This window comes from Streptomyces sp. ISL-98 (assembly GCF_018614055.1).
GTDB lineage: Bacteria > Actinomycetota > Actinomycetes > Streptomycetales > Streptomycetaceae > Streptomyces > Streptomyces spiramyceticus.
In genome coordinates, this window is the sequence record NZ_JAGGPB010000051.1 from 1 (window position 1) to 25,454 (window position 25,454).

The 25,454-nt window shown below is 67.2% G+C and carries 22 protein-coding genes and 6 pseudogenes; 18 read left to right on the forward strand and 10 right to left on the reverse strand.

What is annotated here, in order from left to right; genetic code table 11:
* The first annotated feature begins 223 nt into the window (after window positions 1-223).
* Window positions 224-1,525 carry an ISL3 family transposase gene (locus J7I98_RS30620; protein WP_308378003.1) on the forward strand — a complete coding sequence of 434 codons (1,302 nt, stop codon included), beginning with the start codon at window positions 224-226 and terminating at the stop codon, window positions 1,523-1,525.
* Window positions 1,522-1,713, forward strand: a complete 192-nt coding sequence (locus J7I98_RS30625) for a transposase (RefSeq protein WP_214928299.1) — start codon at window positions 1,522-1,524, stop codon at window positions 1,711-1,713. Before J7I98_RS30620 ends, J7I98_RS30625 begins: the two co-directional genes overlap by 4 nt.
* A 2-nt stretch (window positions 1,714-1,715) precedes the next feature.
* Here the strand turns inward: J7I98_RS30625 and J7I98_RS30630 are convergent, their stop codons facing one another.
* Window positions 1,716-2,141, reverse strand: a complete 426-nt coding sequence (locus J7I98_RS30630; protein ID WP_214928300.1) for a hypothetical protein — start codon at window positions 2,139-2,141, stop codon at window positions 1,716-1,718.
* Between the two features lie 457 nt (window positions 2,142-2,598).
* Between J7I98_RS30630 and J7I98_RS30635 the strand changes: the two genes are divergently transcribed.
* Entirely contained in the window at window positions 2,599-3,522 is a 924-nt protein-coding gene (locus J7I98_RS30635; RefSeq protein WP_251021457.1) for a VOC family protein, read from the forward strand.
* Window positions 3,523-3,831: 309 nt separating this feature from the next.
* Here the strand turns inward: J7I98_RS30635 and J7I98_RS30640 are convergent, their stop codons facing one another.
* Window positions 3,832-4,812 carry a helix-turn-helix domain-containing protein gene (locus tag J7I98_RS30640; RefSeq protein ID WP_214928301.1) on the reverse strand — a complete coding sequence of 327 codons (981 nt, stop codon included), beginning with the start codon at window positions 4,810-4,812 and terminating at the stop codon, window positions 3,832-3,834.
* 108 nt (window positions 4,813-4,920) lie between these two features.
* On the opposite strand from J7I98_RS30640, the gene J7I98_RS30645 reads away from it, so the two are divergent.
* The 3 genes from J7I98_RS30645 to J7I98_RS30655 all read left to right on the forward strand — a co-directional run bounded on the left by J7I98_RS30645 (window position 4,921) and on the right by J7I98_RS30655 (window position 8,193).
* Complete coding sequence (locus J7I98_RS30645; RefSeq protein ID WP_214928302.1) at window positions 4,921-5,952, forward strand: trans-acting enoyl reductase family protein; 1,032 nt, start codon at window positions 4,921-4,923, stop codon at window positions 5,950-5,952.
* A 348-nt stretch (window positions 5,953-6,300) separates the two neighbouring features.
* On the forward strand, window positions 6,301-7,185 hold the full coding sequence (locus tag J7I98_RS30650; protein ID WP_214928303.1) for a thermonuclease family protein: 885 nt from the start codon (window positions 6,301-6,303) through the stop codon (window positions 7,183-7,185).
* Between the two features lie 117 nt (window positions 7,186-7,302).
* Window positions 7,303-8,193 carry an SMP-30/gluconolactonase/LRE family protein gene (locus J7I98_RS30655; RefSeq protein WP_214928304.1) on the forward strand — a complete coding sequence of 297 codons (891 nt, stop codon included), beginning with the start codon at window positions 7,303-7,305 and terminating at the stop codon, window positions 8,191-8,193.
* Here the strand turns inward: J7I98_RS30655 and J7I98_RS30660 are convergent.
* Together J7I98_RS30660 and J7I98_RS30665 are read right to left on the reverse strand one after the other, a co-directional pair.
* A complete protein-coding gene (locus tag J7I98_RS30660; protein ID WP_214928305.1) occupies window positions 8,147-9,154 on the reverse strand; it encodes an IS110 family transposase in 1,008 nt (335 codons plus the stop codon). The two genes, J7I98_RS30655 and J7I98_RS30660, sit on opposite strands and share 47 nt — an antisense overlap.
* Before the next feature lie 611 nt (window positions 9,155-9,765).
* Window positions 9,766-10,353, reverse strand: a complete 588-nt coding sequence (locus J7I98_RS30665) for a dihydrofolate reductase family protein (RefSeq protein WP_214928306.1) — start codon at window positions 10,351-10,353, stop codon at window positions 9,766-9,768.
* Window positions 10,354-10,721: 368 nt separating this feature from the next.
* Here J7I98_RS30665 and J7I98_RS30670 point away from each other — a divergent pair.
* Window positions 10,722-10,934: pseudogene (locus tag J7I98_RS30670) on the forward strand (transposase); the annotation flags it as partial.
* A 71-nt stretch (window positions 10,935-11,005) separates the two neighbouring features.
* Here the strand turns inward: J7I98_RS30670 and J7I98_RS30675 are convergent.
* Entirely contained in the window at window positions 11,006-11,587 is a 582-nt protein-coding gene (locus J7I98_RS30675) for a GNAT family N-acetyltransferase (protein ID WP_214928307.1), read from the reverse strand.
* A gap of 209 nt (window positions 11,588-11,796) precedes the next feature.
* On the opposite strand from J7I98_RS30675, the gene J7I98_RS30680 reads away from it, so the two are divergent.
* Window positions 11,797-13,032, forward strand: a complete 1,236-nt coding sequence (locus tag J7I98_RS30680; RefSeq protein WP_214928308.1) for a PP2C family protein-serine/threonine phosphatase — start codon at window positions 11,797-11,799, stop codon at window positions 13,030-13,032.
* Between the two features lie 43 nt (window positions 13,033-13,075).
* Here J7I98_RS30680 and J7I98_RS30685 read toward each other — a convergent pair.
* A pseudogene (locus J7I98_RS30685) lies at window positions 13,076-13,748 on the reverse strand (RNA-guided endonuclease InsQ/TnpB family protein); the annotation flags it as partial.
* Between J7I98_RS30685 and J7I98_RS41535 the strand changes: the two are divergent.
* Window positions 13,745-14,000 (forward strand): annotated as a pseudogene (locus tag J7I98_RS41535) (IS5/IS1182 family transposase); the annotation flags it as partial. The pseudogenes J7I98_RS30685 and J7I98_RS41535 overlap by 4 nt on opposite strands.
* A gap of 49 nt (window positions 14,001-14,049) precedes the next feature.
* Here the strand turns inward: J7I98_RS41535 and J7I98_RS30690 are convergent.
* Window positions 14,050-14,400, reverse strand: a complete 351-nt coding sequence (locus J7I98_RS30690) for a helix-turn-helix domain-containing protein (protein WP_214928309.1) — start codon at window positions 14,398-14,400, stop codon at window positions 14,050-14,052.
* A gap of 76 nt (window positions 14,401-14,476) precedes the next feature.
* Between J7I98_RS30690 and J7I98_RS30695 the strand changes: the two genes are divergently transcribed.
* Window positions 14,477-15,136, forward strand: a complete 660-nt coding sequence (locus J7I98_RS30695; RefSeq protein WP_214928310.1) for an NADPH-dependent F420 reductase — start codon at window positions 14,477-14,479, stop codon at window positions 15,134-15,136.
* Window positions 15,137-15,707: 571 nt separating this feature from the next.
* Window positions 15,708-16,350 (forward strand): annotated as a pseudogene (locus J7I98_RS30700) (DUF1524 domain-containing protein).
* A 218-nt stretch (window positions 16,351-16,568) separates the two neighbouring features.
* On the opposite strand, the gene J7I98_RS30705 reads toward J7I98_RS30700, so the two are convergent.
* Window positions 16,569-17,237: a TetR/AcrR family transcriptional regulator gene (locus J7I98_RS30705; protein ID WP_251021458.1), complete on the reverse strand. Its 669-nt coding sequence runs from the start codon at window positions 17,235-17,237 to the stop codon at window positions 16,569-16,571.
* 61 nt (window positions 17,238-17,298) lie between these two features.
* Between J7I98_RS30705 and J7I98_RS30710 the strand changes: the two genes are divergently transcribed.
* Together J7I98_RS30710 and J7I98_RS30715 are read left to right on the forward strand one after the other, a co-directional pair.
* Window positions 17,299-18,462, forward strand: a complete 1,164-nt coding sequence (locus tag J7I98_RS30710) for an FAD-dependent oxidoreductase (RefSeq protein ID WP_214928311.1) — start codon at window positions 17,299-17,301, stop codon at window positions 18,460-18,462.
* A gap of 288 nt (window positions 18,463-18,750) precedes the next feature.
* Window positions 18,751-19,866, forward strand: coding sequence for a sugar ABC transporter substrate-binding protein (locus tag J7I98_RS30715; protein WP_214928312.1), 1,116 nt, complete (start codon window positions 18,751-18,753; stop codon window positions 19,864-19,866).
* Window positions 19,867-19,903: 37 nt separating this feature from the next.
* On the opposite strand, the gene J7I98_RS30720 is transcribed toward J7I98_RS30715, so the two are convergent.
* Window positions 19,904-20,098 carry a hypothetical protein gene (locus J7I98_RS30720; protein ID WP_214928313.1) on the reverse strand — a complete coding sequence of 65 codons (195 nt, stop codon included), beginning with the start codon at window positions 20,096-20,098 and terminating at the stop codon, window positions 19,904-19,906.
* A 262-nt stretch (window positions 20,099-20,360) separates the two neighbouring features.
* Here J7I98_RS30720 and J7I98_RS30725 point away from each other — a divergent pair, with 262 nt between their 5' ends.
* On the forward strand, window positions 20,361-21,494 hold the full coding sequence (locus J7I98_RS30725) for an NAD(P)/FAD-dependent oxidoreductase (protein ID WP_214928314.1): 1,134 nt from the start codon (window positions 20,361-20,363) through the stop codon (window positions 21,492-21,494).
* Window positions 21,495-21,612: 118 nt separating this feature from the next.
* Here J7I98_RS30725 and J7I98_RS41540 read toward each other — a convergent pair whose 3' ends face one another.
* On the reverse strand, window positions 21,613-22,494 hold the full coding sequence (locus J7I98_RS41540) for a transposase (protein WP_308378001.1): 882 nt from the start codon (window positions 22,492-22,494) through the stop codon (window positions 21,613-21,615).
* A gap of 320 nt (window positions 22,495-22,814) precedes the next feature.
* Between J7I98_RS41540 and tnpA the strand changes: the two are divergent.
* The 4 genes and pseudogenes from tnpA to J7I98_RS41545 all read left to right on the forward strand — a co-directional run.
* Window positions 22,815-23,240: pseudogene (gene tnpA / locus J7I98_RS30735) on the forward strand (IS200/IS605 family transposase).
* A gap of 591 nt (window positions 23,241-23,831) precedes the next feature.
* The gene (locus J7I98_RS30740; RefSeq protein WP_214928315.1) at window positions 23,832-24,137 is read left to right on the forward strand and encodes a hypothetical protein; all 306 of its coding nucleotides are present in this window, start codon (window positions 23,832-23,834) and stop codon (window positions 24,135-24,137) included.
* A gap of 329 nt (window positions 24,138-24,466) precedes the next feature.
* A complete protein-coding gene (locus tag J7I98_RS30745; protein ID WP_214928316.1) occupies window positions 24,467-24,865 on the forward strand; it encodes a DUF6234 family protein in 399 nt (132 codons plus the stop codon).
* Window positions 24,866-25,107: 242 nt separating this feature from the next.
* A pseudogene (locus J7I98_RS41545) lies at window positions 25,108-25,382 on the forward strand (IS630 family transposase); the annotation flags it as partial.
* Window positions 25,383-25,454: the final 72 nt, after the last annotated feature.

Consider the following 25,454-nt stretch of genomic DNA (forward strand, 5'->3'; position numbering starts at 1 on the left):
TGACCAAGGCAACGGCCTGGGCAGCGAAGAGCATCGCTGGCCGTTTTCAGGGCTCTGACCGGAGTTTCGTGAATCGCCAGGTCGGCGAGGTGCGTGCGGGAACGTTTCGTCAGGGGATCTCTCGGTTGTGGGGGTCTGTTCGCTGGAAGATGTACTGTTCCCGGAAGTCGATGTGCGGTTGGAGCGGGTGGACTTCACCGCGGAGACTCTGGTCGTGGTGGCGGTGGCATGCGGGCCGGCACCGCGGTGTCCCGGTTGCCGAGTTCGTGCCCGCCGTGTGCACTCGTCGTATGAACGCGGTCTGGCAGAGCGGCCACTGACGGGGAAGAGGTTGCAGGTCAGGCTGCGGGTGCGGCGGTTCTTCTGTGACCGCTCATCATGTCGGCGGCGGACCTTTGTCGAGCAGGTCAGCGGGCTGAGTGAACGCTATCGACGCTCCAGCCTCGGTTTGAAGCAGTGGCTTCACGCGGTTGCGGTCGAGCTCGGTGGCCGCCCCGGCGAACGGCTGTGCCGCAAGATGTCTCTCCCGGTGGGCCGCAGCCGACTCCTTGAACTGCTGGAATCACCACCAGTGCCGGAGCGGGCCCCGCGAGTCCTCGGTGTCGACGAGTTCGCCTTCCGTAAGGGCCGCACCTACGGAACCCTCCTCGTTGATGTGGAAGCCAGCCGGGTCGTCGACGTCCTGCCCGACCGCACCTCGGAGACCTTCGCCACCTGGCTGCGCGACCATCCCGGCGCCGAGATCATCTGCCGCGACCGGGCCACCGCCTACACCCGCGCGGTCAAAGAAGCCGCACCACACGCCCTCGAAGTTGCGGACCGTTGGCACCTGCTCCAGAACCTCGCGGCCTCGGTGGAGAAGACCCGCCACCAGCACCGCGCCTGCCTGCGCAAACGTGCCGACGAAGAGACCGGCCGCATCCCGCAGGCACCGTCGCTCATGCAGCTCCCGCTGCACGAGCTGCCGCGAACGCCGATCATCGAACGGACTCGGCGCCGCTACGCCGACGTCCAGGAGCTCGTCGCTGCAGGCTGGACCGTCAGTGCCATCGCCCGCCGGCTCAATCTCGACCGTAAGACTGTCCGGCGCTTCCGTGACACCGACCTCGACCAACTCTTGGCCTCGGCAAACGAACGCCACCCAGCCGGAGTACTGGAGCCGTTCAAGCCGTATTTGAACACCCGGTTCATCGAGAGTCTCGGCCAGGTCAGCGGCAGCCGCCTCTTCCTCGAAATCCGAGAACGTGGATACCGCGGCAGCCGCCAGGTCGTCCGCAAGCACCTCGCCGCCCTCCGCGCCGGCAACGCCGAACCAGTGCGGGCCGACGTCCCCAGCCCCCGGAAGATCACCGGCTGGATCACGCGACCTCGTGAGGCCCTCACCGACCAGCAGGAGGAGCGACTGCTGGAAGTCCGGCTCGCCTGCCCCGACATCACCCGGGCCTGCGACCTCGCCCGCAACCGCCGCGGATCCTTCCTACTCGAATGGATACAACAAGCCGAGCAAACGCCCCGAAACCAATGAGCGGCTTCGCCGGCTTCCTCCGCCAGGACCTTGACGCTGTCACCGCCGGCCTCACCCTCACCTGGAGCTCCGGCGTCGTCGAAGGCCACGTCAACAGAGTCAAAACACTCAAGAGAGCAATGTACGGCCGAGCCTCATTCACCCTCCTCCGCACTCGCATCCTCACCCAGGCATGCAACAGCCGATGAGGCTAAGGACGTGTGTTGAGACCGAGGTCGGCCTTGAACAGGTCAATCACTTCGTATCGACCGCGATCAACCTCGGGCACCCCTGCCTCCTCATCACTGGCGCCCTCAGCGATCATTGAGTGTGCCTTGATTACCCTTTTCACGAGGTCCCGAGCTGGCACAGACACATCCCTACCAGCCAGAACTTCGATCTCAGCCGTGGCAGCATGGAGCCGACCATCCTCCGAACGGTTCCGTTGGCGAGACTCCGCTTGTCCATAGCTGGCGCTGATCGACCGCAAATACTCAGAGTAGGCATTTCGCTTCACATCGTTGTGCGAGTCTTCTCGCTGCCACTCGCGGTTACGCGATGCCTGCTTGCCCTGGAGGGCATCGCCGATAAAAACTCCGAGCAGAGCACCGATCACGCCCACGACGACGGACCACATTCCCAGCGCCCCCTTGCACACAGTCGGCCGAAGGCAGCCGCCAGCGGCTCCCTTGATTCTCTATGGTTCGTGCACTCTAGGGATCGGCTCGCAACCCACCGCTGATGAACCCAAAAACGCGCGTGTCGTCGAGGTTCCAGAGGAGCGCCTGAACAACGGACAGAGCCAGAAACGCGAGTACCTGCCGAATGCCCGACTGGAACGGAGCCGTTTCCCATCACGGAACTGCGGCCAGAGCCCTGAAAACGGCCAGTGTCGCTCTTCGTTCCCCAGTCGTTTGCCTCGGGCAATGAGGACCAGCTTCGTCCGTCGGCACAGGGACGGAAGTGTCTCCTCCGCCAACGGCTCCTTCGGCGTCACAGGCAGCAAACCGCCCGTGCCTTCGTGTCCGATCCGGGGGATCGCCTTGCCCTGGTCCGCTCTGCGAGCTTCCTGTGTGTGGGCCTACGGTGAGGTCATGCCTCACGACATCACACGCTTACATCACGTCGGCCACATTGTCAGCGACATGACACAGGCCATCGCGCTCTACCAGCGACTCGGATTTCGCGTTCCGCCGCCCAGCGTGCCGGCGCTGGCACCCCGTGAGGGTGCCGCGCCAGAGCCCTTCGGGGCAGCGAACACCCACGCCGACCTCTCCCGGAACTTCGTCGAGTTGGTGACCCCGGTGAAGCCCGGCAATAGGGAGGGCGTGCCACCCGACGCGCGGATCGTTCCACTCCAGGCACCTCCGGAGAAGCTCCCCCTGGTCCTGTCGCGGATCGATGCGACCAGCGCCCAGCTTGCCGGATGGCGTGATCGCTTCGAAGGGCTCCACATCCTGATGTTCTCCTCGCCGGACGTCGACGGCACGGGAACCCGGCTCACCGCTGCCGGTGTCGAACACGGAGGGGTGAACACCGTCGGCCGACCGGTCGAGACCCCCAACGGCGTGCGCACGGAACCCGTCCGGTACCTGGAGATCGACGGTGCGCCGGAAGGCCGGGTCGGCGTCGTTGCCGACTTGGACCCGGAATTCCAGCACACCCGTCACCTCGACCATCCCAACGGCGCCCAGGACCTCGTCGAGGCGGTGCTGTGCGTACCTGACGGACAACTCCCCCTGGTTCATGAGCGGTACCAGCGGTATATGGGCCGGCCGATCTCCGCAGAGGGGCCGGTTACCCTCGTGGCCGAGGCCGACCTCCCGGATCTGCTGCCGGATGAGCTTGCGCCCGCGCTCCCGGCGCTTGTCGCCTGCACAGTTGCCGTCCCTGACATCGCTCGGGTGCGTGCGCTGCTTGCAGAGAACGGGCTGCCCGTACGCGAGACGGCCCGAGGGGAGATTTTCGTTCCGGCCAAAGCAGCCCTGGGCGCAGCTCTGATCTTCCGGGAGATCTGAGAGGGGGCATGGGGGCATTGGGTTCCCGAAGGTGCGCCTCGCGGTCAGGGGACGTCAGAGCTGCGTGGTTCCGCCTCGCCTCGGCCTGGTGCGGCTGAGGAATCAGGATGAGCAGGTCTGTCCACCCCCTGAGCAGGGGGTGGGGAGTTTCTTGAAAGCGGCCACGGTTCGCTTTCCCGGTGTCCCGTGCTCGCTCACGGTGTCCCTTGCTCGCTCACGGTGTCCCCTGGCCGGCCCATGGGACAGGAAAGTGAGACGACGACTGTCTGATCGTTCGCCCGTAGTTGCGCTGATCCCGCTCCCCCTGACTCAGTGTCGCTGGTGTTGCCGGCTGTAGTTCGGGCCGTGGCGGGACCGCGAGCGGAAGGTGCGGCGGTAGGTGTCCGGAGGCACGCCGACAGTGCGGTTGAAGTGTCGGCGCAGCGTCGTGGCGGTGCCCATGCCGGTAGCTGCCGCGATGGCGTCGACACTGTCGTCGGTGGCCTCGAGCAACTCCTGGGCGCGGCGGATCCGTTGAGTCAGCAACCATTGCAGCGGGGTGGTGCCGGTCGCCGCCCTGAAGTGGCGGCCCAGGTTGCGCGAGCTCATCCGTGCCTTGCGGGCCAGGTCCTCCACGGTCAGCGGATGGTCGAGCCGTTCGATCACCCAGGGGAACAACTCGGTGAGCGGGTGGTTGTCCTGGGCGGGCACCGGGGCGGTGACGAACTGGGCCTGGCCGCCGGCCCGGTGCGGGGGCACGACCAGGCGGCGGGCGACCGTGTTGGCGATCGCCGAGCCGTGGTCGAGGCGGACCAGGTGCAGGCACAGATCCATCGCGGCGGCCTTGCCGGCGGAGGTGAGCACACTGCCGTTGTCCACGTAGAGCACGTCCGGATCGACCTCCACCCGGGGGTAGCGGGCGGCCAGGACCTCGGTGTGCGCCCAGTGCGTGGTCGCGCGCCGGCCGTCCAGCAAGCCGGCGGCGGCCAGCACGAACGCACCCGTGCACAGGGAGGCCACCCGCGCGCCTGCCTCGTGGGCCGCGCGCACCGCGTCGACCAGGTCGGCGGGCGGGTCCTCATCGACATCGGCCCACCCAGGGACAATCACGGTGTCGGCGCGCTGGAGTTGGTCGAGCCCGCAGTCGGGCTCCAGCCGGAACCGGTCGACCTGCACGGCGCCCGGCCCGCAGACGGTCAAGTTGTACCAGGGGTCGGCCACACCGGACAGGTCGGCGCCGAACACCTCGTACGCCAGGGACAGTTCGAAGTGCAGCATTCCGTCGGTGACGGCCAGCGCGAGAGTACCCATGTCCGAAATTGTACGTGCCATGTCGTTCCAGACACTCGCGTTGATCGTCCGCCGCCGCCAGGATGTACGCAGTTGAACATTCGAGTGCTGAGAACTGCAGGAGAAGTCATGGGATCGGGTCAGACGGTCGTGGTGTTCGGCGCCTACGGGCACACCGGGCGCTTTGTGGTGGAGGAGTTGCGGGACCGAGGCTTCGTCCCGATTCTGTCCGGACGCGACGCGGACAAGCTGCGGGTTCTCGCGGCATCCCAGCCGGGGCTCGACGCCCGGCCGGCCACGGTCGATGACCCGGCCTCACTCGACCGCGCGCTGGCCGGCGCGGCAGCCGTGATCAACTGCGCCGGGCCCTTCGCCTCGACCGCCGCCCCGGTGATCGAGGCGGCACTGCGCGCCGGGATCCCGTATGTGGACGTGGCCGCCGAGATCGAGGCCAATCTCGACACGTTCACGCACTTCGCGGAGCGCGCCGCCGCCGCGGGCACCGTGGTGATCCCCGCGATGGCCTTCTTCGGCGGCCTCGGCGACCTGCTGGTCACCGCGGCGATGGGCGACTGGACCTCGGCCGACGAGGCGCATATCGCGTACGGGTTGAGCAGTTGGCACCCCACCGCCGGGACACGCACCGCGGGCACGGTCTCCCGGCAGCGCAGGGACGGCCAACGCGTCGTGTTCGGCAACGGGCGCCTGGAGTACCGCGATGACGCTCCGCCGACGCTGAAGTGGACCTTCCCCGACCCGATGGGGGTCCGGTCCGTGATCGGCGAGTTCACCATGGCCGACGTCGTCACCGTCCCCAGCCACCTGGCCATCCCCGAGGTGTGCACCTACATGACAGTCGAGGCGGCCAAGGACCTGGCAACTCCGGACACACCGGCACCGACTGCGGTCGACGAGCATGGGCGGTCCGCACAGACCTTCCTCGTCGACGTCGTCGTGCGCTCCGGCGGCGAGGAACGGCGCGCCGTAGCGAGCGGCCAGGACATCTACGCCGTCAGCGCACCGCTCGCGGTGGAAGCGGTCCACCGTGTCCTCACGGGACAGACCAGGACGGTCGGTGTCGCCTCCGCCGGCGCGATCTTCGACGCGCCCGGCTTCCTCCGCGCGCTGTCCGCGCAAATTTCCCTCGAACTACGTCAGTAGCGGGCAGACCGCCTGCGCCGGCGTCGGGCTACAGCCAACTCCAGCTGGGTGCCTGGGCGTTCACCGGGAACGCATCCGGCTCCGCGCGACCCGTCGATGTCAGGCGTCGGCCCTAACGGTCGGAGTGGGCCACCACGGTGCTGCTGCCACCGCTCACGGACGTGCGCCCTCCCCGCGCTCACCGCCGGCTGAGGAGGCCCGCAGCCGACGCGGAGCGACAGCATCCGCCCAACTCCCCGGCCTGCTGCTGACACTCCCCGGCCCGACGGGCGCGAAATGACCTCGACGACCGCCCGAATGTTTACTGTGCGTAACCGGTGAACACCTACGGTGATACTGGGAGCCGCCATGTCCATGCTGCTGATCAGAGGAAAGTTCAAGGTGGAGGGGGGCGCCAAACCGGATGGCGACACCCTCCCGTTCATCCCGGACAACGTGGCCGACTGGAAGCTCGTACCCGGGGACGGGCAGATCGTGCCCAAGGCCGACGGCCGCGCGAGCATCCGGCTCGAAGGAATCGATGCCCTGGAGACCCACTACGGCGAGAAGCAGCACGTGGAGCACCAGCCGCGGGGCCTCGCCCACGAGGCCGCGGACGAGCTGCTGAAGTTCCTCGGCTTCGACACCGTCCTCCGGGACGACGACGAGACCGTCGCCACCACGCCGGACAGCGTGCCCGGCTGGATCCTCACCCGGGGCGCCGACGCCTTCGGCCGCTGCGTGGCCTTCGTCGGCAAGGGCACCCCGCCCGTGTACAGCGGCTACTGGACCGGCGTCGACGACGACCTACTGAAGCGGACCGCCAACCACCGCCTGCTCCTGCTCGGCCTGGCCTACCCGACCTTCTACTCGGGCCTGCCCGAGTACCTGCGCGAGCTCCTCACCGACGCCTCGGAGAAGGCGAGGGCGTCCGCGAAGGGCGTGTGGAAGGTCGACAAGACCCTCGACGGGGCGAAGGTCGCCGGAATGACCTCGCTCACGGACGACACGACCGGCGCGGTGATCCTTCCGAAGCTGTTCCGCCGCCTGAAGGACTACCTGGACTTCATGGGCACCGACTCGTCACTGGCCTGCTTCCGCGCCTTCCTGGCCGGGGCCACGGACGACGAGTACCGCCTCCTCCCGGAGTCCGAGACGCTCCACAGAGGTCTCCACCACATCGTCGAGGTCACCGCCGACAACACCGTGAAGATGACCCGCCCGGCCAGGGAGATCGTCTTCAAGGAGAAGTGAGCGGGAACCCGTCGGGGCTCGCGGCCCCGGCGGGTCGGCTCCCACCCGACTCGGTAACGTCGGCTCACGCCTCCTGGATGAACGCGCGCACCAGGTCGAGAAGAGGATGTGGTGAGGATGACTGGGACGCGGGAGTCCGAGGTTCGGACATTGCTGGCGGGGCGGGGCCTGGTGGAGTCGCCGCGGTGGCACGGTGACCGGCTCTACTTCTCCGATTGGTCCGCGCACGAGGTGATCGCGGTGGATCTTGCCGGTCGGAGTGAGGTCATCGCTCGGGTGGAGTCGCTTCCGCTGTGTACCGCCTGGCAGCCGGACGGCCAGCTGCTGATCGTCTCGTCGACCGACGGGCTGCTGCTGCGCCGGGAGCCGGACGGGACACTTGTGACCCATGCCGACCTCGGAAAATCGGGCTGGAACGACATCGTCGTGGACGGCCGGGGCAACGTCTACGTCGACAGCATCGGCTTCGACATGATGGCCGGCGAAGCGTACGCACCCGGCTTCGTCAGCCTGGTTACCCCGGACGTCTCGATCCGGCGGGTAGCGGACGGACTTGCCTTCCCGAACGGTATGGCGGTGGCCGCCGACAACTCCACCCTCATCGTCGCCGAATCCTACGGCCACAGCCTCGCGGCCTTCGACATGGATCCCGACGGTGGGTTGTCTCGTCGTCGGGTGTGGGCCGACCTCGGCGACGGCACCCCGGACGGCATCTGCGTCGACGCCGAGAATGCCGTCTGGTACGCGGACGTGCCCAGCAAGCGGTGCGTGCGAGTCGCCGAGGGCGGCCTTGTGCTGCAAACGATCGAGTTGGACCGCGGCGGGTTCGCCTGCGCGCTCGGCGGTCCCGCGGGGAAAACGTTGTTCGTGGTGGCGGCAGAGTGGCGGGACAACCTGCCGGAAATGGTTCCTGCGGGATCCGGCCAGGTGCTTGCCGCCGAGGTTGATGCCCCTATGGATGTCAATCGGCTGACGCTGGTGCAGGAGTGGGCTTCCTGGCCACGGTGATGAGTTGGTAGATCTCGCGGGCGACGTAGCGTTTGAGGCAGCGGATGGTGTAGAGGGCGGAGTTGGCTTGTCGGTCACCGCCTCGGTTGAGCCTGCGACGCTGAGTCTTGCCGGATGATGCCTCCACCGGGCTGACGCCACAGAGGGCGGCGAAGGAACCCTCGCCGCCCATCCGGTCCGGGTTGTCGCCGGCTGCTATCAGCAGTGCGGCCGCGGTGTCAGGGCCGACGCCGTAGCAGTCCAGGAGCTTCGGCGCGTAGGAGGTGATCGCTGAGGTGATCCGTGCGGTGAGGTCGTTGATCTCCTCGGTGAGGTGACGGATCCGGCTGGCCAGCAGCCGCAGGGTGTGGCGTGCGGCCATGGCCGGGGTGGCCCCGGTTGCGGTCTCCAGCTCGGAGCATCGACGGATGAGTTTGGGGTTGCTGAGGCCTGCCAGAGATTCACGAAGTGCGGGGTCTGCGGAGACCAGGACGGCCTTGAGCTGGTTGATCGCTTGCGAGCGTGACTTGACCGCGGAGCTCTTGGCCATCTTGAACATCCGGACCGTCTCCACCGGACCGTCGGTGGTCTTGGCGGTGGCGGTGGCGCGGCCTGAGAGCACTGCTTGGGCGGCGGCCGCCGCGTCGATCGCGTCGGTCTTTCCTCGTCGGCGCCGCAAGGCCTTGTCCGGCTGGTTGACCTCGGTGACCGCGATGCCTTCGCTCTGAAGGTAGCGGGTCAGCGCGGCGCCGTAGGAGCCGGTGCACTCGACTCCAGCCCGCTTCAGGATCCCGAAGGCCCGTGCCCAGGAAAGGAGTTGTCGGTATCCCTCTCGCGTGGTCGGGAAGCTACGAGTGTCAAGCATGGCTCCGGTAGAAGTGATCACCGCAGCGACGTGCACATCCTTGTGGGTGTCCACGCCCAGCACGGTGTCCTCTGGGTGGCCGGTCGTGTCGTGCAGCGGAGGGGCTTGCCGGGTCATGCTGGGCACGGTCGTCTGTCTCCTGAACGCCTGGGGGACTCGTGGCCGGCGCCGGGCCGGTGAGGCGGTCAGGACTGTGACGGTGCGCGTCGCGAAGGCCCCTATCGGGACACGCCCACCGGTCCGGCGGCAGCACGCACCGCCTCGGGCGGTGGTCGGCAGATCAAACTCAAGGCATCAGCGCCAGTCGTACCTCGGGCCAGACCACCGCCGGGGGCGGCACCCGACCATCCTCACAGTCGTACCTGGTTGCGACGCCTCTCGCCTGCTTGAGAAGGCCCGATCCGGCACTCGAGATTGTGCCGGCGCTTGTACATCTCGCGGTCGAAACCAGGCGGCCGGCCACCGGTCGCACCTCGACGCCGGCGGTGTCCGGCCTGGTCACGCTTCTCCGGGACGGTGTGCGGAGTTTGCCGACAGCGCAGGTACTCGCGGATCTGGCGGGAGGAGTACGCGCGGTCGGCAAGAACATGCACGGGGCCGGGTACGACCCGCGATCCCTCGCCCCGGAGGCGCTGGTGCAGATCGCTTGGGAGCTGGCCTGGGGGTCTCGCGCCCGAGTGTCAGTTTTCTGCGCGCTGGAGGTCAGGGCCTCGTTCGCCCCTAGGCGGTCAACGCCGGGTGAACCACGTCATCGTGACGTCGTTCGTGAACACCTTGCGGCCGGTTACCGTGAAGAGAGTGGGGTTGAAGTCTCCGTCGAAGACCGCGATTCCGGATCCCGCGGCTACGGGGTAGCTCTTGATGATCAGTTCATCGATTTCGGGAAGCAGTGAGCCCGCGAGCCGCCCTCCGCCGCAGAGCCAGATGTCCTGGCCGTCGTCGTTCTTGAGACTCCGGATCAGTGCGAGCGGGTCGCCTCTGACCAGGGTGACGGCAGGATCGGGGCTGGAGGTGAGTGTGCTCGACACCACGTACTGACGCAGGTGCGCATACGGGCTGGTCATGCCGAGCTTGAGCGCCGGGCGATAGGTGCCATGGCCCATGATCACCGTGTCGAAGCGAAGGTTCGGGATATCCGCGAGGCCGACGTGGCCGCGTATGGAGGTGGGGACGGTCTCCGGGTAGCGCGCGTTGACCCACGCGGCGTAGTCGGCGGCCTGCCGCTCGTCGCCCACGGGGTAGAAGTCGAATTCCCCATCAGGGCCTGCGATGTAGCCGTCGAGGGAGACTCCGACGTAGTAAACGAGCTTCCGCATCCAGACAACTCTTTCGTAGCACTCTGTTCGTAGTGGTATGAACGTAGTACTGCGATTAGAGTGGTGTCAATGTGTGCAAGAACCCCCGAGCGCAGGGCGACCTCCTACATGCGGCTATTGAGGTACTGCCAGGGACGGCCGCCCGCGGCCTGACGTTCCGTTTGGTGGACGTCCAGGCCGCTGTTCCCGCCGGGACGACCTCCAACTACCTCGCCAACCGGTGCAGCGGGACAAGGGCACCCTCGCCAAGGCGGTCATGGCCAGGTGGGTCGTCGACCAGCAGCCAGGTGATGGACCCAGCGGAGAAGCAGGCGACGCCGGTCATCATCGGCGTGAGGTAGGTGATCGCGGCGAAGACTCCGCCGAACAAACAGCACCTCAACCTCACGATCAAGACCATCAGCCGCCCGAAGGACACCTCCGGGTTCGTCGTCCTGCCCCGCCGTTGGGTCGTCGAACGCTCGCTGGCCTGGATCATGCACGCCCGCCGCCATGCCCGTGACTACGAACGGCTCGTCCAGCACTCCGAGACCCTGATCACCTGGGCCGCGATCACCCTGATGACCCGGCACATCACCCGGGCAACCAAGAGCGTCAACGGCCTGCCCGTCCCCCTTGCACGGGTTCTGCAAGACGCCTGACTCCTCCCGGGTCACCAGAGCTTGTCGATCTCTCCCGGATACAGCTCTATGCGGCTGTCGCGGAATGACGCCTCGGCCTGCCGGGCCTCGGGCGAGAAGAAGTCGGCCATGGTGACCTTGTCGAAGCCGGGCTGGTCGCTGGGGAACGGATCCTGCGTCGTCCCACCGATCAGCACCGCACCGGGAAGAACGCGCCAGCCCGCACTCTCATAGAACGCCTGCAGCGGGCTGTCGCAGGTGAACAACCCCAGGTCCAGCTTCCGCGCGACCATCGTCTCCCGGGCCGCCGCCACCAGGTGTCGGCCATGCCCGCGGCCACGGGCCTCCCGCCGCGTCACCACCGTGCTGAGCCCACCGGCCGCAAAGCACCCACCTGCATGGACGATCTCCTTGGACAAGATGTCCAGCGCAGCCAGCAGCGTCCCGTCGTCCACAAGCAGCATCGACAACGGCCGCAGCACAGGATCGTGGGCCGGAGCGTCGGGAGGAGCAACCGACCCAGGCGGAGACGGCCACGCCTGCTCCTGGAGTTCCCGCACCTGTACACGCAGCTCGAACGGAGTGGCTTCTTCAGGGAACGACACAATCTGCACGCGCTGATTCTGGTCGCTCTCCGCGCAAGGGCAAGAGATTTCCCAGCACTCAGTCTCGCCCCCGTTCAGAAACAGCTACAGCGCCGCCGCATCAACCGCGACGCGCACTGAGCTGGCGGCCGGCAGTCGTCCGGCGGGCGCACCTGGCGGATACCTCGTAGGTTGGAGATGAAAGCGGTCGCGCTCGTAAAGATCGGCAGGGCACGCGCGTGACGACAGCGGAGATCGATTTCGAGGAGCTGTTCGACGCCGCGCCGAACTCGTACCTGGTGCTGGACGCCGACCTGGTGATCCGCTATGCCAACCGGGCCTACCTCCAGGTCACCGGCAGGACACGCGAGGAATTGATCGGGGGGTCCATCCTGGAGGCATTCCCGGACACGCCTGCCGCGCCGGACGCGGCGCGTGACTTCGGCGCCTCACTCCAGCGCGTACTGGACTCCCGCGAGCCCGATGTAGTGGCACCGAAGCGATTCGACATTCCCGTCGCCGGCCGGCCCAGCGAGGTCGAGGAGCGATGGTGGTGCGGGATGTCCAGCCCCGTCCTGGGGCCGGACGGCACGGTGAAATGGATCATCGCGCGGGCCGACGACGTCACCGAGTTCATGCATTCCCCCGTCATCCATGAGCTCACCCAGCCGCTGAGCAAGCAGGCAACAGGGATCGCGGCCCAGGTGTATGCCCGGTCGCGTGATCTGGAACAGCTGAACGAGCAGCTGCGCCAGGCGCATGCCCGCGAACGTGAAATCGCCGTCACCCTGCAGGAGGTCATGCTCCGCTCGCCCGACTTGGACAGGCACCGGGACATCGCCGTGCGGTATCTGCCTGCCGGCGGATCACTCAACGTGTGCGGCGACTGGTACGACGTGGTCGATCTGCCGCCCGACCGCTACGCCATCGCTATTGGGGACGTCGTCGGCCACGGCCTGCAGGCCGCCGCCGTCATGGGCATGCTGCGCAGCGCCCTGAGCGCAGCCATCCGGGCCGTTCCCAGCCCCGCACAGGCCCTGGAGGTACTGGGCCTGTACGCCCGGGCGGTCGACGGCGCACTGGCCACCACCGTGGCCAAAGTGCTCATCGACCCGCGCAGCCGGCTGATCATTTACAGCAACGCCGGCCACCCACCGCCGGTACTGCTCCGTCCAGACGGCAGCTGGCAGCTGCTGGACCAGGCCACAGACCCGCCGTTGGGCGTCCGACCGGAACATGTCCCCCGCCCCCAGGCCGGCCTGTCCTACACCCGGGGGGACACCCTCGTGCTCTACACCGACGGCCTCATCGAACGCCGCGGCGAAGACATCGATGCCGGCCTGGCCCGGCTGACCGACGCCCTCGCCCAGTACTGCACCCTCCCCGTAGAACAACTCGCCGATGCGCTGGTGGCTCACTTGGGCGTCACCAGCGGTAGCTGGGATGACATCGCCCTGGTCATCGTCCGCCTGTGACCGTTTCCGTGACTCCTCCCCGCCCTGAAGGCGGGGCTTCTCGCTATGCCTGGTTGGCGTGGCGACGGGCCAGCCCGGCCCGTAAAACGTTGAGCGCCCCGACCGTGTCAGCGTGTGCCCGGTGGCCGCACCAGAGGCAGTGGAACTTCTCCTGTGTGGGCCGGTTCTCCTTCGCGGTGTGCCCACACTCGGGGCACTCGCGGGATGTATTGCGGGGGTCCACGGCCATCACTTCCCGTCCGGCGCTCTCAGCCTTTGCGTTCAGGATCGCGAGGAACACCCCCCAACCGGCATCAGCGATCGAACGGTTGAGACCCGCTTTGGCCGCAGCCCCGTTGGGCAGGAAGCTGCCCAAGGTCCCGGGGTCGGGCTTGGGTGCGGGGGCTTTGCTCATGTTGCGGATCTTGAGGTCTTCGTGCGCGATGAAGTCGTGCTCACGCACCAGGCCGAGTGCGGTCTTGTGCGCGATGTCGAGCCGTTGACGTCGCACCTTGCCATGCAGGGCCGCGACCCTCTCCACCGCCCGCTGATGGTTGCGGGTGCGGTTCTTGTCCTTGCGGCGAAGGGAATCGGCTCAGGGCCTGCTGCGCCGCCTCTAGTTTCGCGGCGGCCCGGCGCCCGTGGCGCGGGTTGGGGATGTGTACGCCGTTGGAGTCGGTGAGGAACGAGGCAATACCGAGGTCGATACCGATCACGCTGCCGGTCGCGGGCAGCGGTGCCGCCCGTCCGGGGCAAGCGCGGCCGGCCTCGTCGTCGCCCGGAGGTGGTGCTTGGCGACCGCGGCTACGACCACGACGAATACCGGCGCCTGGTCTGGGGCTGGGCAGCCAACGATGGGTCGTCGAGCGCGCGTTCGCCCACCTGCACTGGTTCCGCCGCCTGCGGATCCGCTGGGAGGTCCGCGACGACATCCACGAAGCCTTCCTCAGTCTGGGTGCGCGCTGATCTGCTGGCGGCGCTTGAACTCGTTGCATGAAGGCGTGCCACGTGTGCTGGAGTGGAGGTCGCAGGCTGAACTCACCCGCCGTTTCGGTCCTGGGCAGCCATGACCTCATCGCCGTGCTCGAAGGCCCAGGCGCCGAATGCGTCGATCGGGCCGAGCAGCGTCCTTCCCAAAGCGGTGAGTTCGTACTCGACACGGGGCGGCGCTTCGGCATAGGCGTGTCGTTCCACCAGACCGTTGAACTCCAGCCGCCGCAGCGTCTCGGTCAAGACCTTGGGGCTGATGCCGCCGATGCGCTCGCGGAGTTCGCCAGGGCGCATGGGACCGTCCCGCAGGACCCAGATCAGCACCGCGTTCCAGGTGTTGGAGAGAAGGTCGAAGGCGAGGCGTGCGCGGCAGTCGGCGAGATAAGCGTCGGTCGTCACGTACCAAATGGTGCCTGACGGATTTCCTAGTGTCGTCCCGGAAGCGGTTGGAACAAGCGCGGAGAGGGGCGAATCGATGAAGATCGGCGTGCTGGGAACGGGGAACATGGCGGACGCACTGGCCACGCACTGGGGGCGGGCCGGGCACGAGGTGTTCGTCGGAGGCCGGGACGAACTGAAGGCCCAGCGGCTCGCGACGTGCATCGGGGGAGGTGCGGGCCACGGGAGTCTGCAGCAGGCGGCGGACTTCGGCGAGGTGGTCCTGGCCGCGCTGCCATATGGCGCGGGGGCAGACGTCGTCAAGGAGCTCCAGGCGGCGCTGAGCGGGAAGGTCCTGCTCGACTGTGCCAATCCGGTCGGGCCCGGCTTCCGGCTGCTGACAGAAGGCGGCCTTTCGGCGGCGGGCCGCCTTGCCGCGGCGGCACCGGGTGCGCAGGTCGTCAAGGCGTTCAACCTCTGTCACGAGGACGTGTGGCGGATGACCCCGCCGGTCTTCGACAGCCAGCCCCTCGTGGTTCCGGTCTGCGGGGATGACGAGGCGGCACTCACGCGGGTGTACGAACTGGTGCGGGACGTAGGTTGCGCCCCGGTGGCCGGGGGCGGGCTGGAACGCGCCGGACTGCTGGAGGCGACCGCGGCACTGTTCATCGGACTGTGGGTGGCGGAGCAGGCGGACGTACGAGCGATCGCACCGCCCCTGGCGTACGCGACAGGTCCAAGAGCCGAGAGCGTGTGAGGTGTACCCGGGCATTACGTTAGGAGTTCTAAGGCCGGGATTCCCTGCCGAGACAGGGATGGGTTGCCAGCCACGCGCTTGGTTTATGTATGTCAGGCGGCTTGCGCGATCCGGGGCAGGGTCAGGGGCTGGCGAGCCAGGCCCTTCCCACCCGGGCCTACACGGCGGGACATCAAGGTGATTGCAGCCCAGGGCCCGAGGCGACTCGGACCAGGGTTCAGAAAAGCTACTGAGTCCGGCTGCCGCGGGCGTTCCCGAGAGTTCAGCGTGGCGATCCGGGTCCGGGACGAGGCGCGAACGCGACGACGTAGCCCTGGTCCCAGGTCGGGGACCGCTCCCCGTCGGCCGACCGAAGCGCGGCGTGCGAGACGTCACCTGAAACGGGCTGGGGGCTGCTCGGCCGGGGCGGGTGGTCGCAGCGAACCCTCGACTTGCCCGCGGATGCCGACTGATTGCTGAACGCATCCTCGACCGATTGGCGGAGCATCGTTTCTGTGGTGAACCGCACCACTCGGGCGAGTGAGCAGCCTGGCGTCTTGGCCCGGCGACGGCTCATCAGCGCTATTCCTACATTCGTGATCAAGAACCTGATGCGCGCCGCTCGGCTGCCGCGCTTGCCGTCCTGCCCCTCACCACTTCCCCACTGGCGCACGCCGCCGAGACGCTTCCGCTGAGCGTCGCGGTCGACCAGCTCGACCTCGCCGATGAATCCCGCGAGGGGTACACGCGCGACAAGTTCCGCCACTGGAACGCCGGGCAGAACCCTTCGGACGGCTGCAACACCCGCAACGAGGTACTGATTGCCGAGGCAGTCGAGCCGCCGACCATCGGCCCCGGGTGCAAGCTGTCCGGCGACACCTGGTTCTCGTACTACGACGCGACGACGGTGTCGGGCCCCGCCGACATCGACATCGACATCGACATCGACATCGACCACATGGTGCCGCTCGCCGAAGCATGGGATTCCGGCGCATCAGCGTGGACCGCGCAGCGCCGCGAGGCATACGCAAACGACCTGGGAGCCCCCACCTCGCTGGTCGGCGTCACCGCCCGATCGAACCGCAGCAAGTCTGACCAGGACCCCGGCACATGGATGCTGGACCGCAACCAAGCTCCGCTGGGACCTGACCGTCGACCCGCAGGATCAGGCCGAGCTCCTCGATCTTGCCGAGCAGTGCCCGACCACCGACGTCCACTTCGAACCCGCCCCGTAGTCGAACATCAGCCGCCCCGAAGTCCCGCACGGCAGCGGACCCCGGCGAATCAGCGCGGGGGTCCGCTGCGGCGTCCAGGAGCCTTCTCAATTTCGATCGCCAGCACGTCCAGGGGCTCTGAACCGGGCTTCGCCCCCGGATGCGGTGGTGTGCAAGGCGGGCGTCCAGATGAGCGTCCCGTCCTCCGTGAGCGTCCGGGTGAATCCCATGCCGGCTGGTCAGCTCGTGCCCGACGCGGGTCCCGCCAGGCCGTGCAGCAGTAGGGCAGTGAGGGTGTCGACGATCTCCTCGTCGGTGGCCTGAGGGCCGCCTTCCCCTGCGGTGATGACCGCGAACCCAAGCATCGAGATCATCGCCCCCATGGCGGCGGCGATCAGCGCGGGGTCGCCCGGGAGTTGGTGGCCGCGCTGGCGGAGCCAGTCCAGGTGCTCGTGGAGGGTGCTCGTCTCCTCGGTCAGGTTCGCCCATGCGCGGCCTTCGCCGGGCGGGCTGGCGAAGGTCGTCTGCATCAGGGCTACGACCACCGGCAGGTGATCGCGGATCACCCGCCAGGTGACGGCCAGATGCTCGCGCAGCTGCTCGGGGTCCGTCAGGTCATGATCGGGCGGGTGGCCGTCCGCGCCGATCTCCGTGTCGGCCTGCGCGTTCAGGTCCTGCATCAGCGCCTGGAGCAGGGCGTTCTTGTCCGCGAAGTGGGCGTAGAAGGAGCCGGTGGCACGTCCGGCCTCGCGGGTGATGTCGGTGATCTTCGTGTCGAGATAGCCGCGCTCGGCGAAGAGCCGCCGTGCTGCGTCCTTCAGTGCCGCCTCGGTCTCGGCGGCCTTCTCCTTGCGTACGCCCATCAGGTGGGGCTCCTTCTCGGGCTTGACGTATGGCCAGGCCTTCATCATAGTGAACCAAAGTTCGATGAATTAAAATTCAGTGAATATGGGTTCAGGGGGCGTGTGTATGAACGTCATCGTCATCGGCGGCGGAGTGGCTGGAGCGGCGAGTGCGATAGCGCTGCGGCGGCTCGGTGTGGAGGTCACGGTGTACGAGGCGTACGCCGAACCGGCAGGTCAGGTGGGCTCGTTCCTGAGCCTGGCGTCCAACGGTCTGCGGGTGCTGCGCTCCCTGGGCGTACTGGAGCAGGTGCAGCGGGCCGGGATTGATGTGCCGGGCCAGCGCATGTGGTCGAGCTCGGGCAAGCTGCTGGGTGATGTCCCACGGGGCCGACTGCGCGGCGACGAGCTGCACAGCGTGACCCTGATGCGTGGCGCGCTGGTCGAGGTGCTGCGCGCGGAGGCGCTGGCGGCTGGGGCGGCCATCGCCACAGGTGAGCGCCTGGTGGATGCGGTCACCACCGAGAAAGGCGTACGGGCGGTTTTCGCGAGCGGCCGTATGGCGGAAGCGTCGCTGCTCATCGGCGCGGACGGCATCTGGTCCGCCACCCGGTCGCTACTCGACCAGCACGCGCCCACCCCCGAGTACGCCGGCCTCTTCAGCGTCTCGGGCATCGCCGGCGGCATCGAGACCGAACCCGGCATCTTCAACATGACTTTCGCCCAAAACGGCGCCTTCATCCACCTCGCCGCCCCCGGCGGCAAGGTCTGGTGGTCGGCCCAGGTCTCCTGCCCCGCACAGCCGGAGCTCACCCTCACCGACGAGGAATGGCTGCGCCGCCTGGCCGGGCTCTACCGGCACGAGCAGGTGCCGTCCGCGATCCTTGAGGCCACCGTCGAACTGCACCGCCCCACCCTGATGCACAGGCTCGACGCGGTCCCGGTCCGCCACAGCGACCGCATCGCGCTGCTAGGCGACGCCGGACACCCTGTCGGTGCCGGTCAGGGCGCATCGATGGCCCTGGAGGACGCACTGGTCCTGGCGCAGTCACTGGCCGCAGAGCCCTCGGTGGCGGCCGCCCTCTCGGCTTACGAGGCTGTTCGCTCGGACCGCATCGCCAAGATGGTCAAGGCGGCCTCGGACAACCGCGACGCCAAGACGGCCGGCCCACTTGCACGGCGGATGCGCGACCTGGTGATGCCGGTGGCGGTTCGTCTCTGCTACGAGAAGGCCACGGCCTGGCTCTACACCCACGACTGCGGCGAACTGCCGGCCCTTCGAGTGGCCTGAGGGCCCGCTGCGGGTCCTCAACCCCGTGCACCACCCCCTCAACCAGCCCAGCACACCTCGGGTGGTTCCCGCGCGTCCCCCGTGGACTGCTCTCCTGCTCTTGGCTTCTGACTCGTGGGCCCCGGCTCCCGGCCCCTGCGATCACAGGTGCCTGAACGCTTGATTACGGAGAATCACGTTGCGGTCACGTTAATCGGACACATCTTGACGCTTCCCCAACCACATAGTTGGCTTTCGGCCACCTTGGCCGTAATTGATGCGGCCTGCCAGGGAGTTTGGATCCAACCAATGAACGCACTTCTGCGTCGTGCCGCCGTCGCAGCCGCCGCCCCCGCGATGGCCATGTCCCTCTTCGGTTGCGGGACGACCGAAGAACCGGGTGTGAGGATGAGTGACGACATCGTTGTTGGTCTGCTACTCCCAGAGAACCAGGCCGCTCGCTACGAGCAGTTCGACAAGCCGGTCATCGAGGAACGCATCGCGCTGCTCACCAACAGCAAGGGCACGGTCCGCTACGCCAACGCGAAGAACGACGCCCATCTGCAGACGCAACAGCTCGAATCCATGATCGCGGACAAGGTCGACGTGCTGATCGTGGACGCAGTGGACTCCAAGGCCATAGCCGGCGCGATAGAGAAGGCGGACGACGCCGACATCCCGGTCGTCGCCTTCGACCGCCTCGCCGAGGGCCCCATCGACGGATATGTCTCCTTCGACAACGAACAGGTCGGCCACATCCAGGGCAAGTCCCTGCTGAAGGCCCTCAAGGGCGAGGCCGGGTCCGGTTCGGGACCCGGGTCCGCGGCAGGCAAGGTCGTGATGATGAACGGCGCCCTCACCGACCCGAACGCCGCCATGTTCAAGAAGGGCGCCCACACCGAACTCGACGGCAAGGCCGACATCGGCCTCGAGTACGACACCAAGGACTGGAAGCCGGAGAATGCCAAGGCGAACATGGAGACCGCGATCGCCTCCCTCGGCAAGAACGCCATCACCGGCGTCTACTCCGCCAACGACGGCATGGCAGGCGGCATCATCGCCGCGCTCAAGGCCGCCGGTGTCACCGACCTCCCGCCGGTCACCGGCCAGGACGCCGAACTGGCAGCCGTGCAGCGCATCGTTGCCGGTGATCAGTACATGACCGTCTACAAGCAGTACGCACCGGAGGCAGCAGCCGCCGCGGAGATGGCCATCCTGCTGGCCAGGAACATGTCGCTCGGCGCCGCCGCGCACACGGACCTGGACACCCCGACCGAAAAGTCCGTCCCGACCGTGCGCATCCCCGTCATCGCACTGACGAAGGACAACATCAAGGAGACCGTCGTCACTGACGGCCTCTACACGGTGGAGCAGATCTGCGTCCCCAAGGTCCAGGCCGAGTGCGAGAAGCTCGGGCTCGAGTAGTCCCGCTGGGCCGGCGTCGTACCCCGCACCCCTTTACTCACCGGGGCCTTACGGCGGCCAACCGCCCCCACGCCACCAGCCGGTACTTCGAGCTGAACTCGGGCGTGCACGTCGTCATCGTCAGGTAGTGGCCCGCCGCGCGGTACCCCGCGGCGGGCCACACCGCGCTGCGCGGCACCGGGTCGATCACACCGGTGTCGCCTGGCAGGGTCCGCGAGAGCGCCTTGTCCACGGCGTGCGGTCACCCCGTCCCATGCCCAGAACAACGAGCAGCCCAGACAGGGATTACCGACGACTACGCCGCGGGGAGCGACGCGAGAACGCGGGCATGAGCACGATCGATCCGGACGCCGAGCTGAACGCCGTTCCGGGTGGGTGTCGGTCATCTATTGGGGGCTGTCGGTGCGATGTCGGCGGCTTGTGGGCGGGGCCTGGCACCTTTCCAGAGACGTCCGCCGGAGATCACTGGGCGGTCCCGACCCCGAGGAGCCACCATGCACACCCCCGTCACGATCATCGGCGCCGGACTCGGCGGACTCACGCTGGCCCGCGTCCTGCACGTCCACGGAATCCCAGTCACGGTCTACGAGGCCGAGTCCTCCCCGACGGCGCGCACGCAGGGCGGGATGCTCGACATCCACGACTACAACGGGCAGCTAGCCCTCAAGGCAGCCGGCCTGATGGACGAGTTCCACGCCATCGTCATCGAGGGCCGCCAGACGATACGACTCGTCGAGCAGGACGGGACCGTCCTGCACGAGATAGCCGACGACGGCACGGGCGGACGCCCCGAGGTGCAGCGCGGGAAGCTGCGACGGATCCTGCTCGACTCGCTCCCGGCCGACACCGTCCGGTGGGGGCACAAGGTCAGCGGCACCCGTGCCCTCGGCGAGGGCCGTCATGAGGTGACGTTCGCCGACAGCAGCACCGTCGTCACCAGCCTGCTGGTCGGCGCGGACGGCGCGTGGTCGCGGGTCCGGCCGCTGCTCTCCGACCCCACACCCGAGTACGTTGGCACGTCATTCGTCGAGACCTACCTGTTCGACGCCGACACCCGGCACACCGGCTCCGCGAAGGTTGTTGGCGGCGGGTCGATGATCGCGCCCTCGCCGGGCAAGGAGATCTTCGCTCACCGGGAAAGCGGTGACACCCTGCACGCCTACGTGGCATTGTCCAGGCCGCAGGACTGGTTTGCCGCCATCGATTTCACCGATGCCTCCGCCGCGGCCGCGCGGATCGCGCGGGAGTTCGACGGCTGGGCACCGGAGCTCACCGCGCTGATCACGGACGCCGACATCACGCCTGTTCTGCGCCCTCACTACGCTTTGCCGTCCAAGCACCGGTGGGACCGGGTGCCGGGGGTGACCCTGCTCGGTGACGCCGCCCACCTCGCAGCCCCGAACGGCGAAGGCGCCAACCTGGCCATGCTCGACGGGGCCGAACTCGGCAAGTCCCTCGCCGCGTACCCCGACGACATCGAGGCGGCGCTCACCGCGTACGAGCAGGCCATGTTCGCCCGCAGCACCGAGGCCGTCACTTTTGAAGGCACCGAGGTGGTCCAGGGGATCGACTCCGAAAACAACACAGCCCAGGCCATGCTCAAGATGATCACCGAGCAGGGTCGATAGGCGACTTGAGCATCGACTGGCGGACAGATACTCGGACGACAGCTCGACGCCCTCACCGCCGGGCCTCGGGGCGTCTTGAAATCCTCTGCCCCGTAAACGGGGCAGAATCCCATCCGTGTCAGAGTGCGACTGGAAGGGTGGTTGACGCTTCACGGCCTGCCCACTGGCTAAGGCTCCACGTCCTGACACCGGCGATTTCCTGGGGCGCTTGGTGCTTGGTGGCTATCTCGATGTTGAACGAGCCATTGGTGTCGGCGTTGTCGGACCATCCGCAGGTCTCGTTCTTGCATACGAACACGGCCTGAGTCTCGCGGTTGCCGGGGGTGATGAACCCGCAGGCGTGGCAGCGGCGCGAGGTGTTCGGGGCGTGGACCTTGACCAGGATGCCGCCCCGGTCGGCGAGCTTGTACTCAAGCAGGGTGACCGTGCGCCCCCATGCCTCACCGCTGATCGAGCGGTTGAGTCCGGCTTTCTGTCGGACGTTCTTGCCTGGCTGCTCAACGGTGCCTTTAGCCGACTTGACCATGTTCGTGATCTTGAGTGGTTCGACTCCGACGATGCCGAACATGTCGGCGATGCCGGTGGTCGTCTTGTGCTCCCAGTCGAGGGTGCGGCGCTTGGCTCTTGCGCGGCACCCGGCGATCAGGCGGCTGGTGCGGTGCAGCCGGTTCGAGGTTTTCTCGCCCGGCTTGCGGTGAGACTGCTGTCGTTCGCGGGCGCGCTCCAGACGGCGCAGCCGTTCGGCTACCTTCGGCCTCAGCCACTCGTCGTGGTCTCGGAACGATCCGTCTGAGAGGGCCATGGGACGGGTGATGCCGACGCCGGGACCCATGTAGAGCTTCGACTCGTCCATGATCAGCTCGGTGCGGAACACGATGTGCCAGCCGTGCGCGTCCTTGACCAGACGGGCCCCGGTGACGCGACCGGCGGGGCTGCTCTTGGTGCACCGGGGAGGTCTTTGGTCCAGCGGAAGCGGACCAGTCCAACCATCGGCACCCACACTTGACCCCAACGGCGGTTGATGCACTTGATGAGCAGGTCGCGGCCCTGGGGAATGTCGATGGAGGCGCGGGTGCGGAACCGGGACTTGAAGTTCGGTTCCTCCGCACGCCCCTCCCAGCAGTTCGACCAGGCCCGCATATACGTCTTGAGTCCACACGTCGTGAAGCCGGTTCCACATCGCACGGGCGGCGTGGCCCTGGTCCTCGATCTTCCACAACTGGACGGGGGTGAGGTCGAGCCGGGCCTTGCGTCCACGCCGGCGCTTCAAGTCCACACCTCCATCGGGTCGTTGGTCGTTGCGCTGATCATCATGGGTGTATGTCACCACGATGGAAAGCGGCATCCGATATCAGGCGCGGCGCGCACTCGTCTATAAACTCCACGTGCACTTGGTGTTCGTCACGAAGTACCGCCGGAGTCTTCACGTCCGAGATGCTGACGCGCTGCGAGGAGATCATGCGCGACATCTGTACGGACTTCGAGGCAGAACTGAAAGAGTTCAACGGCGAGCGTGACCATGTGCACCTTCTGGTGCACGACCCGCCGAAGGTCGCCCTCTCCAAGCTGGTCAACAGCTTGAAGGGCGTCAGCTCCCGCAGGCTCCGCCAGGAGTACACCGGGCATGTCAACCAGGCCATCATGCACGGCCGGTTCTGGTCCCGCTCCTACTTCGCCGGGTCCTGCGGCGAAGCACCGATAACAATCGTCCGTCAGTACATCGAGCAGCAACAACGCCCGTACTGACCTGTAAGTCAGAGCAATCCTGAGATGGCCTACACCCCCCGCCTGAAGGCGGGGGCACTGGCCAAGATCAGAGGTAGGGCCAGTCAGCGGGGGCGTCGGTCCGGGAGGCGGATCCACCTCACTGCGATCTTGTCCTCATTGGCCAGTCCGCCTAAAACGGCGGCGCCTTTGCTTGCGTGGATCGAGCAGGTCAGGCAGAACGACCTGCCCCACCTGCGGCAATTCGCCGACGGACTCCTACACGACCGGGACGCGGTCGTTGCAGGCCTGTCAAGCACCTGGAGCTCGGGCCAGGTGGAACACCAGGTGCCGAGAGTCAACTCCTCAAGCGTGCAGGCTACGGCCGGGCCAAACTCGACCTCCTCCGCACCCGTATCCTCCTGAGGAACTGACCAACTGCGTCACAAGATCAGCGACAGACCCCGTCTATCTGTACTTGGCTGAGCACTCAAAGGAGTACGCCGACAGGTGGTGAGATTCCCCGAATTCGGCGCGCCGCAGGGTGTTGTGGGGATATTTCTTATTAGCCTCCGTAATCGTACGAAGTCGATCTATCGCAGATCGCATTCACCTCACTCCACCGGAGATGAAATGCACAAGCTCCGCAAGGCTGCCGTCCTGGTCGCCACCCTCGCCAGCGTCGGACTCCTGGGTGCCGGCACTGCCCACGCCGACGGGGGTGGGTACGGCCAAGGCGGCAAGGGCGGCAAGGGTGGCGACCGCTTCAACATCCAGCAGAGCTCCACCTGCAAGTCGCACGACCTGAACCTCGACATCCTCGGCCAGGTCGGGCTGCTCAACGGTGCGCTGGGCAACGCGCTCAACGGCGAGGGCAACTCGGGCGCACAGGACACCCACATGGGTTCGACCATGGGCTGCAACAACAGCGCCTTCTAGGCGCGTGACGGTCGTATAGACGGCCGAGAGCGGGAAACTGGTCCCGGCACCGAGCCCCAGGCCCGGCGCCGGGACCCTCTTTTGTGTCGAAAAGGCCGTCCGACCGGCATCGGCGGCGGCCGAGCCGACGGGTCCAGGTGCCGCGGTGGACACTCCAGCCAATCGTCACGCGCGGCGGCCTGAGTACTTCTACTCAGGACCGCGGTCCGCTTCTGAGGGACGCTGGACCGATGACCACGCTGCCTCCCCCCAGTACCCCCCCGTGGCCAACTCGCCACCCCCGCTTTACAGGGGCCAACAATCCTCTGCCGCCGCAACGGCGCAGGTGGTTGCACCCGGCCGCAGACATCGCACTCGCAATCGGCCTCCTCGTGATCGACGTCATCGCCCCCCTCATCGCATTCGTCTTCGGACTCGACGCGGCTGGATACAAGATGTTCGACCCCGCAGCCGACAACTCGTCCGTCTCCCTCACCCGCCCCTTCGCCTACATGGCCGTGGCCGGCGGCATCGTCCTAGTCTCCGCGTTCCCTTTGTTCACGGCCCGCGCAATCATCAGCATCGGCGTCCAAGCCCTTGCCGGCCTAGTCCTGGTACTGGTGGCCGTCATCGGAATAAACGACGCAGACCGCAAAGCGCACCCACAGCCCGCCCCGACCTCCCCCTCCATCAACCCGGGCGCGCTGTGCCGGTCCGGCGGCGACAACAGCGAATGCGGCGGATCCTGACGTGCCGACCTGCGATTGATGATCTTCGCCACGGGTGAGGACATGGATCTGATCGCCGCGGCCAATGTTCGTGCCGTCCCCGGCTCGACCTGTTCCAGTGGCTGCACCGCTACAACACCCGACGCCGTCACTCGAGCCACGGACAACGCCGCCCCATCGCCTACGAGACGGCACTCGGAACAACATCAACTAACCTGGCCCAAGCCGCATAAGCCCGTGTCCAGGACTCGGGGTCAAGGCCCCACCCACACTTCCACCTGCACTTCACCCCGACCGGTTCTCGTGGCTCAACCTCGTCGAGCGGTGGTTCACCGAACTCACCACGAAGAAACTCCGCCGCGGCGTCCACCGCTCCGTCCAGGCACTCGAGCGTGACATCCGGGCCTGGCTTGCGGACTGGAACGACCAGCCACGACCGTTCATCTGAACCAAAACCGCCGACGAGATCCTCGACAGACTCGCCGCATACTGCCGACGAATCTCCGACTCAGGTCACTACCTGACCGACGGATCGTGAGCCCGCTGTGGAGCGCCCGACGAACTCGATGTCGGGTGCGGCGGCCCGGGCCGCCTCCATTGTGACCGGCTC